This is a genomic window from Alistipes intestinihominis (assembly GCF_040095975.1).
In the GTDB taxonomy this organism is placed as follows: domain Bacteria; phylum Bacteroidota; class Bacteroidia; order Bacteroidales; family Rikenellaceae; genus Alistipes; species Alistipes senegalensis.
The window spans coordinates 1-15,742 of record NZ_JBBMFL010000014.1 but is presented as its reverse complement, the minus strand read 5'-3'; the positions used below and the strand labels follow the sequence as shown (position 1 = coordinate 15,742).

General features: G+C 60.3%; 15 protein-coding genes and 1 rRNA gene. 7 read left to right on the top strand and 9 right to left on the bottom strand.

What is annotated here, in order from left to right; genetic code table 11:
* Positions 1-181: 181 nt before the first annotated feature.
* Positions 182-1,036, top strand: coding sequence for a hypothetical protein (locus WMO46_RS11400; protein WP_278963199.1), 855 nt, complete (start codon positions 182-184; stop codon positions 1,034-1,036).
* 41 nt (positions 1,037-1,077) lie between these two features.
* Here WMO46_RS11400 and WMO46_RS11395 read toward each other — a convergent pair whose 3' ends face one another.
* From WMO46_RS11395 to WMO46_RS11380, 4 genes are read right to left on the bottom strand one after another with little or no spacing between them, the layout of a single operon-like run.
* On the bottom strand, positions 1,078-1,923 hold the full coding sequence (locus WMO46_RS11395; protein ID WP_278963197.1) for an alpha/beta hydrolase: 846 nt from the start codon (positions 1,921-1,923) through the stop codon (positions 1,078-1,080).
* Between the two features lie 3 nt (positions 1,924-1,926).
* Entirely contained in the window at positions 1,927-3,126 is a 1,200-nt protein-coding gene (locus tag WMO46_RS11390; RefSeq protein ID WP_349094399.1) for a class I SAM-dependent rRNA methyltransferase, read from the bottom strand.
* On the bottom strand, positions 3,123-3,731 hold the full coding sequence (locus tag WMO46_RS11385; RefSeq protein WP_129651817.1) for a 3'-5' exonuclease: 609 nt from the start codon (positions 3,729-3,731) through the stop codon (positions 3,123-3,125). The genes WMO46_RS11390 and WMO46_RS11385 overlap by 4 nt, the downstream gene beginning before the upstream one ends.
* 59 nt (positions 3,732-3,790) lie before the next feature.
* Positions 3,791-5,761 carry a RecQ family ATP-dependent DNA helicase gene (locus WMO46_RS11380; protein ID WP_349094398.1) on the bottom strand — a complete coding sequence of 657 codons (1,971 nt, stop codon included), beginning with the start codon at positions 5,759-5,761 and terminating at the stop codon, positions 3,791-3,793.
* 447 nt (positions 5,762-6,208) lie between these two features.
* Between WMO46_RS11380 and WMO46_RS11375 the strand changes: the two genes are divergently transcribed.
* The 3 genes from WMO46_RS11375 (at position 6,209) to WMO46_RS11365 (ending at position 9,421) form a co-directional block, all read left to right on the top strand.
* Positions 6,209-6,622, top strand: a complete 414-nt coding sequence (locus WMO46_RS11375; RefSeq protein ID WP_195498151.1) for a hypothetical protein — start codon at positions 6,209-6,211, stop codon at positions 6,620-6,622.
* A 69-nt stretch (positions 6,623-6,691) separates the two neighbouring features.
* Positions 6,692-9,061, top strand: a complete 2,370-nt coding sequence (locus WMO46_RS11370) for a TonB-dependent receptor (RefSeq protein ID WP_278964377.1) — start codon at positions 6,692-6,694, stop codon at positions 9,059-9,061.
* A 45-nt stretch (positions 9,062-9,106) separates the two neighbouring features.
* Positions 9,107-9,421 (top strand): heavy-metal-associated domain-containing protein, encoded by a 315-nt coding sequence (locus WMO46_RS11365; RefSeq protein WP_026076581.1) that lies wholly within the window; start codon positions 9,107-9,109, stop codon positions 9,419-9,421.
* A gap of 143 nt (positions 9,422-9,564) precedes the next feature.
* Here the strand turns inward: WMO46_RS11365 and WMO46_RS11360 are convergent, their stop codons facing one another.
* Positions 9,565-10,287 carry an MBL fold metallo-hydrolase gene (locus WMO46_RS11360; protein ID WP_195498153.1) on the bottom strand — a complete coding sequence of 241 codons (723 nt, stop codon included), beginning with the start codon at positions 10,285-10,287 and terminating at the stop codon, positions 9,565-9,567.
* Positions 10,288-10,604: 317 nt separating this feature from the next.
* Between WMO46_RS11360 and WMO46_RS11355 the strand changes: the two genes are divergently transcribed.
* On the top strand, positions 10,605-11,558 hold the full coding sequence (locus WMO46_RS11355) for a hypothetical protein (protein WP_229092110.1): 954 nt from the start codon (positions 10,605-10,607) through the stop codon (positions 11,556-11,558).
* Between the two features lie 48 nt (positions 11,559-11,606).
* On the opposite strand, the gene WMO46_RS11350 is transcribed toward WMO46_RS11355, so the two are convergent.
* The 3 genes from WMO46_RS11350 to rpmI form a co-directional block, all read right to left on the bottom strand.
* The gene (locus WMO46_RS11350) at positions 11,607-12,815 is read right to left on the bottom strand and encodes an MFS transporter (RefSeq protein ID WP_278964373.1); all 1,209 of its coding nucleotides are present in this window, start codon (positions 12,813-12,815) and stop codon (positions 11,607-11,609) included.
* 74 nt (positions 12,816-12,889) lie between these two features.
* Positions 12,890-13,234 carry a 50S ribosomal protein L20 gene (gene rplT / locus WMO46_RS11345; protein ID WP_010265672.1) on the bottom strand — a complete coding sequence of 115 codons (345 nt, stop codon included), beginning with the start codon at positions 13,232-13,234 and terminating at the stop codon, positions 12,890-12,892.
* A 91-nt stretch (positions 13,235-13,325) separates the two neighbouring features.
* Positions 13,326-13,520, bottom strand: a complete 195-nt coding sequence (rpmI, locus tag WMO46_RS11340) for a 50S ribosomal protein L35 (protein WP_019150987.1) — start codon at positions 13,518-13,520, stop codon at positions 13,326-13,328.
* A gap of 207 nt (positions 13,521-13,727) precedes the next feature.
* Between rpmI and WMO46_RS11335 the strand changes: the two genes are divergently transcribed.
* Positions 13,728-14,399 (top strand): MgtC/SapB family protein, encoded by a 672-nt coding sequence (locus WMO46_RS11335; protein WP_019150986.1) that lies wholly within the window; start codon positions 13,728-13,730, stop codon positions 14,397-14,399.
* Positions 14,400-14,457: 58 nt separating this feature from the next.
* Here the strand turns inward: WMO46_RS11335 and WMO46_RS11330 are convergent, their stop codons facing one another.
* Positions 14,458-15,087, bottom strand: a complete 630-nt coding sequence (locus WMO46_RS11330) for a YiiX/YebB-like N1pC/P60 family cysteine hydrolase (RefSeq protein ID WP_278964368.1) — start codon at positions 15,085-15,087, stop codon at positions 14,458-14,460.
* A 579-nt stretch (positions 15,088-15,666) separates the two neighbouring features.
* Between WMO46_RS11330 and WMO46_RS11325 the strand changes: the two genes are divergently transcribed.
* Positions 15,667-15,742 (top strand): 16S ribosomal RNA (locus WMO46_RS11325); the annotation flags it as partial.

The following is a 15,742-nucleotide window of genomic DNA, read 5'->3' as shown; positions in this document are numbered from 1 at the left end:
AATTTTTTCAGTTTTTTTCGCCGATTTAATCGCCTCATTCCGAATATTCGTTACACGAGGGTAACCTACTGATCGGCAGGTGCCTTCTTGCATATCCGAAACCGTTGCCTTATCTTTGCGGTAAATAATAGTAATAATATTACTAAAAGTAACCGATGTTCATTTCTAAATTGTTAAGGCGATGAAAAAGATTTTATGGATCGTGTCGCTCCTGGCAGGCGGCGGCGTGTTCGGAGCGCAGGGCGATGCGGCGCTGCTGAAAGGTGAGGTGAAGACGTACGACATGGACGGGTTCCGGCTTCATGTCTACCTGACGCAGGATGCGTTGGGCGATGCGACGACCGTCGTCGAAGGCCGCGACAGACTGGTGATACTGGAAATGCCCCTCTTCAAAGAGAACCTGAAAGAGTTTGCCGGATACCTGAAAGGACTGGGAAAACCCGTCGTGAAGGTCGTGGCCGACTATCATGTGGGCGGCGTGGCCGATTATGCGCCCGATCAGGTCGTGCTGGTCGAGGGAATGTCCGAATTTGCGAAGGGGGCCGTTTACGGCGGCATGCTCGAAGGCTTCAAAGCGGCGTTCGGCGATGCGATAGACCTGCGTGAACACGCGGGGCACGAAGAAGTGCCGGCCGAAGGCCGCCGGATATGGGCCGGGGTTGCCTTCGATTTCTCACGGGGTGCGTCGTCCGATTTTCCGGCTTCGAGCGTGGTGATCGGCGGCCGGGTTTGCTACACGCATTTCGCTCCGGCGAAGGCCCACTTATCCCCGCTTCAAATCACGGGACCGGAGGCGGTCGATGCGCAGCTTGCGGCGTTGAAAATCGCTGCGGCGTCGGGCTGCACGCTCTTCGTGGGAGGGCACGGCGCACCCGCAACGCCGGCCGAGGTGGAGTTCCAGATCGCTTATCTCGAAAAACTGAAATCCCTCGTCGCGGAGCATGCCGATGCCGGAGCGCTTGCGGCCGCACTCTCCGCAGCCTGGCCCGGACTGCCGGGCGATCCGGCGGCATTGGCGGCGGTGTTGTACCGCTGAAACGAAAAGGGCTTCCGTCGGAAGCCCTTTTTCGTGTGTCGTCATTTGCCGAATCCCGCCGAGACGAAGATCAGCACGTCGGGCAGGACGGTTTCCCAGTAGCGCCACGTGTGGCCGCCGTCGCGCATGCGGTATTGCAGGGGGATGTTCCGTTCGCGCATGAGCGAGTAGAAATCGACGTTGCATTTCCAGAGGAAGTCGTCGTCGCCGCAGTCCACCCACCAGCGGACCGAGCGCACGCCGTCGAGCTTGTCGTCGGGCATTTCGCGCAGCATCGCCATGGGCGAGTTGTCGGCGACGGACTGTTTGAATGCGTCGTCGTAGTTGCGCGGGCCGGGCAAGGCGTCCAAAAGGCCGCTCATCGGGCAGGCCGAGCCGAAGACTTCGGGGTGGCGCAGGGCGTAGACCGCCGTGCCGCCGCCGCCCATCGAGAGCCCCGAAATGGCCCGGTGGGCCTTGTCGCCGACGATGCGGTAGTGCTTTTCGACGGCGGGGATGAACTCCTCGAAGAAGAACTGTTCGTAGCTCCAGCCCGGAACGTCGAAATAGCCCATGTGCCGGCCGGTGTAGTTCCTGCCCTCGCCCGCGGCGTCGGGCATGACGACGATCATCGGCCGGGCCATGCCCGAAGCGACGGTTTCGTCGGTGATGCGGCGCATGTAGCCCTTCTGGGTCCAGTCGGTGTGGCAGCCGCTGGCGCCGTGCAGCAGGTAGAGCACCGGGTAGCTCTCTCCGGAGCGGTCGTAACCGTCGGGCAGGTAGACCGTGCAGCTTTTCTCGACGCCGAGGATCTTGCTCGGGAGGGTGTAGACTTCGGTGCGGCTCTGGGCCCCGGCCGTCAGGGCCGCGGCGAGCGCGAGCAGGGTGGAGGTCAGCAGTTTTTTCATGGCTTATTCTACGTAGAGTACCAGCCCTTTGAGGTATTCGCCCTCGGGATGGTAGATGTTGATCGGGTGGTCGGCGGGCTGGGTCAGCTGGTGCAGGATGCGCACCTTGCGCCCCGCGATGGCCGCGGCCGAAAAGACTGTCGTGCGGAACAGCTCCTTGGACACCGCCTGCGAACAGGAGAAAGTGAAGAGGATGCCGCCGGGGCGGATTTGCGACAGCGCCCGGGCGTTGAGCCGCTTGTAGCCCTGCATGGCGTTGCCCAGCACCTTGTGGTGCTTGGCGAAGGCCGGCGGGTCGAGGATGATGAGGTCGTATCGGTCGCCGATGTCCTTGAGGTACTCCACGGCGTCGGCGGCGACCTCCGAGTGGGCCGCGCTGTCGCCGAAGTTGAGCTGCATGTTCTCGGCGGCCAGCGCCACGGCGCGCTCCGAGGAGTCCACCGAGCAGACCTCTTTGGCGCCGCCCGAAAGGGCGTAGACCGAGAAGCCGCCCGTATAGCAGAAGGTGTTGAGCACCGTGCGGCCCTTCGCGTAGCGTTTCACCAGTTCGCGGTTTTCGCGCTGGTCGAGGAAAAATCCCGTCTTCTGCCCCTTCTCCCAGTTGACGAGGAAGCGCTCGCCGTTCTCCGTGACGACCTGCGAGGAGTGCTCCGCGTGGCCCCACAGGTAGCCGTCCACGGCCCCGAGGTCGGCCTTGAAGGGGAGCGTCTGCGACGATTTGTCGTAGATGGCCGTGAGCCGGCCGCCGTAGACCGTACGCAGCGCTTCGGCGATCTGCTGCCGGGCGTGGTACATGCCTGCCGAGTGGCATTGTACGACGGCCGTCGTGCCGTAGATGTCCACCACCAGCCCCGGCAGGGAATCCCCTTCGCCGTGGACGAGGCGGTAGCAGGTCGTCGCGGGGTTGTCCGTGAGCGAGAGCGTGCGGCGCACGTCGTAGGCCACGGCGATGCGGCGGTTCCACCACGCTTGGTCGATGGGCTCCCGCTCGAACGAGAGCACGCGCACGGCGATCGAGCCCACCTGGTAGTGGCCCTGGGCGATGAATTCGCCCGGACGGGTGTAGACCTCGACGAGGGCCCCTTCGGCGAAATCGGACTCCTCCTCGGCCTCGATGTGGTCGATGGCCCCCGAGAAAATCCACGGGTGGCGGCGCAGGAGCGACTCCTCCTTGCCGCGGCGCAGGTAGATCTTAGGTATCATTTGCGGATCGGTTTTTTCGGTGTGCGCAGCAGCTGTTCGTAGATGCGGATGCAGACCCAGGCATCGGTGGCGGCGTAGAGCTGTTGTTTGTCGGTGAGGGTCGCGGCCTCCCAGTTGCTCAGCCGCTGGGCTTTCGAGACGCGCTGGCCCAGCACGATGGCCGAGAGTTTGCGCAGGCTTTTTTCTCCGATGCCCCATTGGGGGGCCAGGGCTTGCAGATCGACGAAGCCCCCGTCGCGGAAGTGGCGGATCTGGCGCAGCGAACGCAGGTCGCCCGCCACGTCGGCGCCGATTTTGAGCACATCGCTGCTTTCGAGCAGTTGCAGGATGGGTTTGGCCAGCGGAATCCGGTTGAGCCGGAAGAGGTAGCAGACCGTCGGCGTGGAGAGTTGCAGCAGCGACACGCGGAACGTCACGCCGGGGCGGAACGAGGGGCGCGTCTCGGTGTCGAAGCCGATCAGCGGCTCTCGGGCAAGGCGCTTGCAAGCCTCGGCGATGTCGCGCTCGTGCTCGACGAGGCGGATCTCCCCCCGGAACTCGATGGCCGGAAGCAGGGCGGTCTGCTCGTTGCTGATTTTATCGATGAAATTGTTTACAGTGGTCATGCGGTGAAAATTCCCACAAATTTACGGAATTATTTTCACAAATCTTGCCCGTCGTACGACTAATTTGCCCGGCCGAGGCTGTCGGGATCGCCGGAAAGTGCGAGCCTGCCGTCCGGCATCGTTCGGATCTCTCCCTTGTCGAGCAGCGCCCGGAGTTCTCCGGCCAGCCGTTCGGGCGTGCAGGCCATGCCGTCGGCCAGCTGCCGCGGGTCGGCGGGGGAGTCGGCGAGGCGTTGCAGGAGCTTTTCGCGCAGGGCGGCGGAATCGGGATCGGCATCCCCGGCGGCTTTGCGTCCGGCGGTCTTGGCGGCCCGCTTGCGCGCGAGGCACACGTCGCAGATCCCGCAGGGCGCGGGATCGCCCTCGCCGAAATAGCGTTCCAGCACCGCGCTGCGGCATTCGTCGTCGTTGTCGGCGTAGGCGACCATCTGTTCGAAACGTTCGCGCATCAGCTGCTGCCGCAGCCGGTAGGTTTCGGGGGCGATGTAGAGGTCGGCGCGCGGAAGGCGCTCCTCGTTCAGGAAGAGGATCGGCGAGCGGTTCGACGGGATGTAGCGGATGACGCGCAGCTGCCACAGCCGTTTCAGCAGCTCCTTGACCCGCTCGACGGTGTAGCCGCTCCACGTGGCCAGCTCGCCTTCGTCGATGGGCCGGAACTCGGTGAAGACCCCGTTGTAGAGCCGCAGCAGGGTGCGGATGAAGTGATCGAGCTCGTCGCGCTGCACGCGGAGTTTGTACAACTCGTCGCGGCTGACGCAGAACATCACCCGCGCGGGGTTGTCCTGCGCGTCGGTGAGGGTCATGTAGCCGTTCTGCTGCAACAGTTTCAAGGCGCTCAGGACCGTCCCCGAGTAGAGGTGCTCGCGGGCGCAGAAGTCGTGGATGTTGAACAGGAACGACGCTTCGCCGCCGTCGCCGACGCCCACTTGCAGGTAGGAGCAGACCGATTCGTAGATGTCTTTGACCTTTTCGAGCGGGGGGAACTCCTGTTCGAAGCGCCGCGCGATGCGGTCGCTGTCGTCCGAAGCCACCAGCAGCAGGGCGTAGGCCCGCTGTCCGTCGCGGCCCGCGCGGCCCGCCTCCTGGTAGTAGCTTTCGAGCGAGTCGCACATGGCGTAGTGGACCACGAACCGCACGTCGGGTTTGTCGATGCCCATGCCGAAAGCGTTCGTGGCGACCATCACGCGGACCTTGCCCGAGAGCCACTCCTCCTGCCGCAGCGCCCGTTCGGCGTGCCCCAGTCCGCCGTGGTAGGCCGCGGCCGGGATGCCTTCCTGCCGCAGGAATTCGGCGGTCTGCTCGGTGCCCTCGCGGGTGCGCATGTAGACGATGCCCGAGCCGGGAACGTTGTGCACCAGCCGCAGCAGCTGGCCGTTCTTGTCGTCAGTGCGGCGGACGCTGTACGAAAGGTTGGGGCGAGCGAAACTGCTGCGCAGGATGTGCGGCTCGGAGAATTTGAGGTGGCGCATGATGTCCTCGGCCACCGGTTTCGTGGCCGAGGCGGTGAGTGCCAGCACGGGGACTCCGGGGAGCTTTTCGCGCAGTTCGGCGATGCGCAGGTACGAAGGGCGGAAGTCGTAGCCCCACTGCGAGATGCAGTGGGCTTCGTCAACGGCCAGAAGCGAGACGTTCATCCGCACGACGCGCAGGCGGAACGCCTCGGTGGCCAGTCGTTCGGGCGCGACGTAGAGGAATTTCACGTCGCCGTAGACGCAGTTGTCCAGCGCGATGTCGATGGCCCGGGGCGAGAGGCCCGAATGGATCGCCACGGCCGGGATGCGCCGTGCCCGGAGGCGATCGACCTGGTCTTTCATCAGGGCGATGAGCGGCGTGACGACGATGCACACGCCTTCGCGGGCGAGGGTCGGAACCTGATAGGTGAGCGACTTTCCGCCGCCCGTGGGCATCAGCGCCAGCGTGTCGCGTCCTTCCATGACGGAGCGGATGATCCGCTCCTGCACGGGACGGAATTCCGTGAAGCCCCAGTAGCGTTTCAGCGTGTCGTATATCTTGTCCGAAACAGATTCCATAATACAAAGATACGAATAAGCCAAGAGAAAAAAAGCAAGCTCGCTTGCATTTTTTCCGAGGCGGAGTATCTGAAAGACTCTGCAATGGAAAAAGAACGAACGGTTCCAAACCCGAATCGCAGACGGTCCGGCAAAAGGTCCCGACAACCTGAAAGCGCCGTTACGGCGCCGCAGCCAAAGTACAAATAAGCCGAAAACAAAAGCAAGTTTACTTGCATTTTGCCGGGCGGGAGTATTTAAGTTTAAGGCGGATTCCGAAAGCTGGGCGGCAGGCGGTGCGGAGGTGCCGTTGCGCTGCGGATACACCAAAAGCATGAAAAATTAGGCGTTTTTGGGAATTTTTTATACTTTTGCGAAGTGTCCGGGCGTTAGACGGATGGCCGGCGGGCATGCGACCGTTGCATCGGGAAAAGCCGGCTGTCTCGCGGAGTGCGGAATTGAGAAAGGATGAAAATGAAGAAAGGCATAGCGTTGCTGCTGACGGCCGTCTACCTGCTGGCGACGGCCGGAACGGCCGTGCTCTCCCTGACCTGCGGGTGCGCGGAGCGCAAGGCCCATGCGGAGCATGTGTGCCTTTCGGAGTGCCGGCACGACGTTCCGGACCACGAGGTCGTGCGTGCGTGCTGCGGCTGCGAACTCCATTCGACCGAGGTAGAACTCTATATCTCCCAGAACTCCGGCGACGACGAACGCCATATTCGCTGCACGGTCATAGACCTGCCTCCCGCACTCGCCGCCGAGTGCCCGTGTCCGGCCCATGTTCCTTTCCTGCGCAAAAAGGTCGCCGAACGGCGTCCGCCTTTCGTGCAGGAGGCCGTGCTTCTTCCCGTGGGCTTCCGCGCCCCTCCCGTATCGGCTTGAAACTCCCTTCGGGACCGATGCCGCGTGCATCGGTCCGCAATCAGTTTTAACCGATAACGGAATTTTTCCATGAATTTTTACAGAATCTCATTCTTTACGCTTTCGGCCCTCGCCGTTTGCGGTACGCTGAACGCCCAGGATTTGCGGGGCGTGGTCCGCGATGCGGACAAACAACCTTTGATCGGAGCTTCGGTCTACTGGGCCGGAACGACGATCGGCGCCGGCACCGACGCGCAGGGCGCTTTCCAACTGCACCGGGTGAAAGGCTACGACAAACTCGTGGCCTCCTACCTGGGCTACATCAACGACACGATCCGCGTCGAAAACGGCGTCGATAAGGTCGAATTCACCCTCCGTTCGGAGGGCGTGGCCCTCGAAGATGTCGTGGTCGAAGGGAACCTCAGCGGCAATTTCGTCAAGCGCGACGGCATCGTCAAGGGCGAGATGATCTCGTTCGCGGGTCTCTGCAAGATGGCCTGCTGCAATCTGGCCGAGTCGTTCGAGAACTCGGCGTCGGTGACCGTCGGTTACAGCGACGCCATTTCGGGCGCCCGGCAGATCAAGATGCTGGGGCTGGCCGGGACCTACACCCAGATCCTCGACGAAAACCGTCCGATCATGCGCGGCCTGAGCTCCCCCTACGGGTTGAGCTATACGCCCGGCATGTGGCTCAATTCGATTCAGGTGTCGAAGGGCGTGGCGTCCGTCACGGCGGGCCACGAGGCCATCACGGGGCAGATCAACCTCGAACACCGCAAGCCCACGGACGACGAACGGCTCTTCGTGAACCTCTATCTCGACGACGAGCTGCGTCCCGAGGCCAACATTTCGACGGCGTTTCCCGTGACCAAAGACAAGAAGCTGTCGAGCGTCATCCTGCTCCACGGCTCGATGGACACCGACGCACGGAAGATGGACCACAACCACGACCATTTCCGCGACCTGCCGAAATCCGACCAGATCAACGTGGCCAACAAGTGGCTCTACTCGGCGGACAACGGCACGCAGGTGCGCTGGGGCTGGAAGTTCGTGCAGGAAAACCGTCTGGGCGGCATGCTCGATTTCAAAAACACCGCCGCCATGCGCGAGGATATGGCGGAGAACTGGGACTGGGAGGCCGAGGGAAAACCGATGCCGCTCTACGGATCGCACATTCGCAACCGCAACGCCAACGGCTATATTAAAATAGGTATGCCCGTCGGTCCGTCGGTCTACGACCCCGACGAACAGGACGAGATGCGTTCGAACCTGGCGTTCGTGGCCGACTTCGACCACTTCGACGAGGATGCCTATTTCGGGCTCAACACCTACGAGGGCAATCAGAACGCCGCGGCGCTGAACCTGATGTACAACCACTATTTCACCTACCGTTCGTCGCTGATCGTCGGCGTGCAGGCGCATCTGGACTACTACCGGGAGCGTCTGGTCAACCCGACGCCGTGGATTCCGGGGACGGCGGCGGGCGATTTCGACTTCGACCGCGACGAGCAGGAGGCGGGGGCCTATGCCGAATACACCTATGCCGTCAAGGACAAATTCTCGATCGTGGCGGGCATCCGCGGCGATTACAACGCCTATTACGACCGCTTTTTCGCAACGCCCCGCGGGCATCTGAAGTGGAACATCACCCCCTCGACGACGCTGCGCGCCTCGGCGGGTCTGGGATACCGCTCGACGAACGTCATCACCGACAATATCGGCGTGCTGGCCACGGGCCGGAAGATCGCGTTCCTCGGCGACGAAGCCTCCGGAACGTCCGATTTCGAGAAGTTCGACCGCATGGAAAAGGCCCTGACCGTCGGCGGAAGCCTGACGCAGACCTTCTCGCTGGCCGGACGCGACAACGCGACGCTGAGCTTCGACTATTTCCGCACGCAGTTCTACAACTCGGTGGTCGCCGATCAGGAGTACGACCCGGAGGCGATCGTCTTTTACAATACCGACGGACGTTCGTTCACCGACACCTATCAGATCGACTTTTCGTGGACGCCCGTCGAGCGGCTCGACATCTTCGCCACGTTCCGCTACACGGACAGCGAAATGACGATCAAGCGTCCCGGCGGCGGCTCGGCCCGCGTGGAACGTCCGCTGGTGAGCCAGTACAAAACGCTGCTGAACATCCAGTACGCCACGAAATTCCGCCGCTGGGTGTTCGACGCCACGGCGCAGCTGAACGGTCCGGCGCGCATCCCGACGCAGGATGGAGATCTGGCGAACGACAGTTATTCGCCCCGTTACCCGATGTTCTATGCGCAGGTGAGCCGCAAGGTGGGCAAGTTCGACATCTATGCGGGCTGCGAGAACATCGCCGACTACCGGCAGAAGGACCCGATTCTCCATGCGGACAATCCCTATTCGGTCGGTTTCAACTCGATGAATGTCTGGGGGCCGCTCATGGGCCGCAAGTTCTATGTGGGGCTGCGGTTCAACCTCTATTGACCCGCGTGAAAAACGTCATGTAAAACCTTAAAATAGAAAGTAAAGATGAAAAAATTCGTATTGTTCTGCCTGGCTCTGGCGATGGGCGTCGGCGTGTGCGCGGCTGCCGGGAAGCCCGCAGCAAAGAAAATCGTGACCACGGTGTTCGTTACGGACATCGACTGCGATCACTGTGTGAAGAAGATCATGAACAACGTTCCGTCGCTCGGCAAGGGCATCAAGGACGTGAAAGTGGATCTGCCCAAAAAGGAGGTCACGGTGGTTTACGACGGCACGAAGAACGACGATGCGAACATCGTGAAAGGCTTCGCATCGCTCAAAGTGAAGGCCGAACCGAAAAAAGCCGCAGCCGAAAAATAGCCGCGGCAGGGGTTGTTATCGAAGCAGGAGGGTCCATTCGGGCCCTCCTGCCGTTTGACTGGGCGGGCGTTCGGTTCGTGGCGCCACACAGGCTGAGCAGCGGCAGAAAAATGCGTCGCCCGTAAGGCGGGCTTCTTACGCCGCTATTCCATCGGGCGGACCCGGATTTCGGTCAGCCCCTCGGTCTCGCGCACCAGCCGGTCGATGTCGGTCTTTTCCTCCACCTCGCCGTAGTGGTAGGGGTAGAAGATCGCCGGACGGAGCGCCTTCACGGCCTCGGCGGCCTGCTCCACGGTCATCGTATAGGGCTGGTTCACGGGCAGGAACGCGATGTCGATGTCGCGCAGCGCCCGCATTTCGGGCGTCGGCTCCGTGTCGCCCGCGATGTAGATGCGCGTGCCGCCGACGGTGAGGATGTAGCCGCAGTCCTCGCGCTCCTTGGGGTGGAATTGCAGGTGTCCCGGAGTGGTGTTGTAGGCCGCCACGGCCTCGACCTTCACCCAGTCGCGCGGCGTGGCGACGCTGCCCGGGCGCATCGTGTAGCAGTTCATTTCGAAAGCCTCGGCCGACGTGCGGTCGCAAAGGATTTCCGTGTCGGGCGCGAGCAGTTTCTCGACCGCCGCCACGTCGAGGTGGTCGTAGTGCGAGTGGGTGATGAGCACGATGTCGGCCTTCGGCAGCGCGGCGTAGTCGGCGTTGGCGCCGACGGGATCGACGTAGATGTATTTGCCGCCCGCGGAGATCGACAGCGAGGCGTGTTTGAAAAAGGTGATCGTGAACCGGGTGCCGTCGCGTGCCGTGAGCTGGTCGGACGGATACTCGGGGGCCTTCGAGGGACCGCATCCGAAGAGTGACAGGATTGACATAAGCGTAATTGCGATTGGTTTGCTGTTTTTCATCGTTTCGTGGGGCGGAGCCGCTGTCCGGCCCGTATTCCGGTGCACGGACGGTCGGCCGTTTGTGTACCTCCGCATGGATAAAGATACGAATTTGCTGCGAAACGGCCAAATCGGAGGTTTCGGAGGCGCGACGACATCGCGACGACATTTTTATTTGTCGGAAAGTTCTCCCGGTCCGGCATGATTTATTATCTTTGCAATGAATTAATGCGATTTTTTTCGTTCCCGACGCAGTATATTGCCGGCGGGACCGTTTATTAAGGGAAATTAATCAAACATACGAGATGAATAAACTTTTTGCAACGATTGTATTGGCGGCCTTCGCGCTGTCGGGCTGTATCAAGGAGGATGACAGCTACAAGGAATTACTGCCCCTGCAACCGGGTATGAATATCTACAATATGACGATGACGCAGAATGCCGTCGCCATGCAGCCGGCCAATGCGGGCATTCGGCTGGCCCTGCTGCTGGCCGAGGCCGCGAAGCAGTATCCCGATACCGAACTCAAGGACGTGGACCTGACCAAACTGAAGATCGAGGGCAACTCCAATTCGGTCATCAGCCTGCTGTTCACCGCGGGAGCGAAGATCGAACGGCAGGATGACGGCAGTTATGAAATCACTTATAACGAGGATTACCAACAGCCTGATGGTTTCTATCTGAAAGGCTCGGTGCTGGTCAGGACCAATGGTGCCGAGCAGCTGAAAGACGCTCAGGTCGATAAGGTATGGCAGGTGGAGATCCAGGACGATCTGAAAGTGCTTTCCAGGTCGAACTACGGGACCCAGACGGTGCATATGGAGGGCGGTTCGACGACGCTTTATAGCAATGGCGACGGTTCGTATACCATTGCGGTGCGCGGTCTCAGCGCCAACATCGACCAGAGCACGGTGCATTCGAATTGGTCTGCCGACTTTACGCTGAGCGGAGCGAATGCCGATCTCGTCTATTCGGAGTGCAGAGGCAAGGATTTCAAGATCAGCGAGGGACGTGCCGAGGGTTCTTCCATCTATGTAGGCACCGACAGTTCGAATCTCAGAATGAGCTATTACCTCAGTTCCGGCAGCGTTTACCGGAGCGGACAGATCATCGAGGGTACGCAGGAGTGCAGCTTCGAGTCCTTTAATTACGACACCGCGGCTTATCCTTCGCCCGATGTGAGGTACGTATGGTCGAACGACGGCAATCAGTTGTATCAGAAAATTTATTACAACGGCTACGTCTATCCGAAGAACTGATATTCCGATGCGAAAACGGCGGCGGCTCTGAAAAGGGCCGCCGTTTTTTTATGCCCTGCGGTCGAGCCGCATGACCGACGGGATGGAGAAGCCCGTCAGCCCGAGTGCGCAGATGATACCCCCGGCGATGACGAACGTATGCGTCAGTCCCACGTGTTCGGCGAGGAATCCCGTGCCGAGCAGTCCGAGGGCCGCGGGCAGCAGTCCGAAACTGCGGTAGAGCGACATGACGCGCCCCAGTACCCCGGATTCGATGCGGGTCTGGACCACGGAGACGAACGAAGCGTTGAAGACGCTGCTGGATACCCCGGCCGCTGCCGTGAAGAGCGCGAACCAAAAGAATCCCGAGGGCGACAGAAGCCCGGACAATGCGAACGAGAGGCCCACGATCAGATACATCAGGTTGACCAGCACGATGCGGCTGACCCGGTAGGTGCGTGCGCCCATGACGGCGCCGCCCAGAAGCGCTCCGCCGCCCCAGACGATTTCGATCAGGCTCATTTCGTAGGTCCCGCCCCCGAAATGCTGGAGCGTCATCAGCGGAAACATCACCCCGACGGGCATGATGAAGAACCAGACGGCGATGGAGAGCGTGAAGAACCAGCCCATGCCCGGGATGGCGTGCATGGCCGAGAAGCCCTCGCGGAACTCCCGCCACAGGTCGGGTTTGCGGGTCGTGTCGCGCGGCGGGTTGGGGATGCGGACGAAGAGCAGCGACGTGCAGGCGAGGGCGGCTCCCGCAACGTCCAGCAGCAGGATGTTGCCGATCGAGGTGAGGTTGATCAGCAGAGCCCCGAGGGCCGGGCCCGCGATGCTCGACAGCGAGGCGATGATCTGGTTGACTCCGGCGATGCGCGTGAGCTGCGACTGCGGGGCCAGCAGCGGGACCGAGGCTTGCATGGCGGGCATGTGGAAGGCCGAGCCCGCCGAACGGCAGGCCATCAGGATGTAGATGTGCCACATCTCGGCAGCCCCGGCCCAGAACAGCGCCGCCAGCGCCAGCGTGCAGAGGGCGATGAAGCTGTCGGCGAGAATCATCGTGCGCTTGCGGTCCCAGCGGTCGATGTAGACCCCGACGAAGAGGCCCAGCAGCGACTGGGGCAGCATGCCGGCGATGGCCGCGAATGCCAGCACCTCGGCCGAGCCGGTTTCGAGGCTCATCCAGAAGATGATCGAGTAGGCCACGATCTCGCTGCTGAGGATCGACGCCAGCTGTCCGCTCCAAATGACGGCGAATGTCTTTTTCCAGGTCTCCATCGAGAATCCGTTTGATACCGAAAAAAGGCGGACACCTCCCCGGTGTCCGCCGCTAAAACCCTTCCGGGGAAGGATTATTTAACTGCTTTAACTATTGCCTCGAATGCCTTCGGTTCGTTCATCGCCAGGTCGGCCATCACCTTGCGGTTGAGGACGATGCCTTTGGCGTTGAGCTTGCCGATGAATTGCGAATAGGTCATTCCCTGGGCGCGGACGGCGGCGTTGATACGCGTGATCCACAGCGAACGGAATGTCCGCTTCTTGAGGGCGCGGTGTGCATAAGCGTAGCACAGACCCTTTTCGACCGTATTTTTCGCAACGGTCCAAACGTTTCCCCTTGAACCAAAGTTGCCTTTGGCAAGTTTCAAAACTTTCTTTCGACGTGCGCGTGACGCAACTGCGTTTACTGAACGTGGCATATTGTAAAGTTTTTTGAGAGCTCACAGCGATACGGTTCTCCCGTATTCTTCGGGGCTGTTCTGCTCCGATTAATAAAATTCCGCCGGTTAATTACTTAACGAGCAGGTTCTTGATTTTGGCCTCGTCGGCCGCAGAAACGATACCCGAATAGCAGAGGTTACGCTTCTGTTTCGTCGTCTTTTTGGTCAGGATGTGACTGTGATAAGCGTGTTTGCGCTTGATCTTTCCTGTGCCGGTGAAGGTAAAACGCTTCTTCGCCGCGGCATTGGTTTTCATTTTCGGCATTGTCGTAAATAGTTAATTAGTTAAACTTAGCCTGCAAAAGTACGAAATTATTTGCACACTGCAATCGAATCGCCGAAAAAATCGTATATTTGAATGATAAAACCCTTCGCCGGCCCGCCGTGCGGCGGATTTCTTCGCCGGGACCGGATGACCGGGACCCGGAGGAATGCCGAGGGGCGGTTGTATCTGTGTAAAAACGAATGGGATATGGAGACGGAGTGGGATCTTATCGTGCGATTGTGCGTGGCGGGGCTTTGCGGAACGGTCATCGGGCTCGACCGCGAATACAGGGTGAAGGATGCGGGATTCCGCACCCATTTTCTGGTGGCGCTGGGCAGCGCGTTGATGATGATCGTCTCGCAATACGGCTTCGAAGGCTTCCTGGCGACCCACGACGGGCTGCGTCTCGACCCCAGCCGCATCGCGGCGCAGGTGGTCAGCGGCATCGGATTCATCGGCGCCGGCACGATCATCATCCACCGTCAGCTGGTGCGCGGACTGACCACCGCGGCGAGCCTTTGGGCTACGGCGGGCATCGGGCTCGCGGCCGGAGGGCACATGTATGTCGTCGCCGGGGCGGCCACCGTGCTGACGCTGTTCGGACTCGAAGTGCTGACGCTTTTCTTCGGCGGGCTGGGACGCCGCCGCACGATGATCGTCTTCTCGGCGCAGAAGAAAGAGTTCATCGACGCGATGTTCGCCCGTCTCGAAAGCAAGGACTATTCGGTCATCTCCTATGAAGTCGAGACCCAGCGCACCTCCGACGGGGTAGTACACCGCGCCACGATCGTTATCCGCGCTAAGGGACAGGCCAGCGAGGAGGGTTACATCGACCTGCTGCGCGAAAATCCCGACATCACCGTCGAACGGGTCGTCTGACGGATGCCGAATCGGCGGATGCGCCTGCGGACGTTGCGCCGAGGCGAATCCCGGAGCGTCAGTAGTAGCGGCCCGCGCACTCCAGAATGCTCTCCCGAGCCATGTCGTTGGGATTCGTGCCGGGAACTCCTTCGGGAATCTCTTCGCCTGTTTTTGCGAACAGTTCCGTCCAGAACTGCGGCATCGTGCCGTCCGCGGCCCGGAAGTTCATCGGCCGCGCCGTGAAAAGTCGGCTGCCGTCCGGCGCAAGATAACTCGCCCACACCAGTTCGCTGCAATACATTTTGCCGTTGTCCGGACGGAAAGAGTAGTCGTAAGGCTGCCCGAGGTATGTGCGGGCCCGTGCGACCGCAGCCGTGACGCCCGTCGTGTCGCGCAGACGCATCACCGTGACCGCAGGCCGTCCGTCGATTCGGGCCGAGCGGCCGAGGAAATCCGCCAGTGCGGTGAGCCGCACGCCGCCGTCGCTCGTGGCTTCCAGCACGGAATCGGCCCCCGCAGCAGGAACGGCGATTCCCACATGCGAGTAATTCAGCCGTTGCGCTTCGCCCGTCGCAGCGGTGATCGCCTCGGTCATCTCCGAGGTTTTCCCGACCTGGAACAATAGATCGCCCGGGTGCAGTTCGGGTGTCGGACGGCCGCAGGAAACAGCCGAAAAAAGTATACCTATATATAATAAAGACTTCATGCCGATAGCTTTGAGTTGCCGTTGCAAAGATATTAAAAAACTTTCACAACTAACTCGCTGATCCATAACCGGGTGAAGGAGGATTGTCGAAATTGTCGAAAAAAAGTCTTCGAATTATTTGGAATTTGCCGGGAAAAGCCCTTATCTTTGCACCCGCTTCGAGAGAGAAACACACCTCGGAAGCGACGAATAGAGGTTCTGAAAAATTTTGAAAAAAGTTCTGAAAAGTTTTGGAGATTCAGAAAAAAGACTTACCTTTGCACCCGCTTCGATGAGGAGCGATAAGCAAAAAGGTTCTGAAAATTTTCTGAAAAATTTTTTCGAAAAGTTTTGGTGGTTCAAAAAATAACACTTATCTTTGCACCACTTTCCGCTGAAAAATTCAGCGGTCGGAACTGGGAGAGAGGATCGAAGGATCGGCTCTCCGGACAAGACGAAAGAAATTGTTCTTATAGTAATATATTGAACGGCGTTCTTTGAAGTATTTGAGCAGCTAAAAGTTTTTCCACTCTCGCAAGAGAGTGATTTCAAACAATACCTTTGAGATTAGAGCTAAAGATTTATAACGAAACATTTTTTACAATGGAGAGTTTGATCCTGGCTCAGGATGAACGCTAGCGGCAGGCCTAACACATGCAAGTCGAGGGGCAGCGGG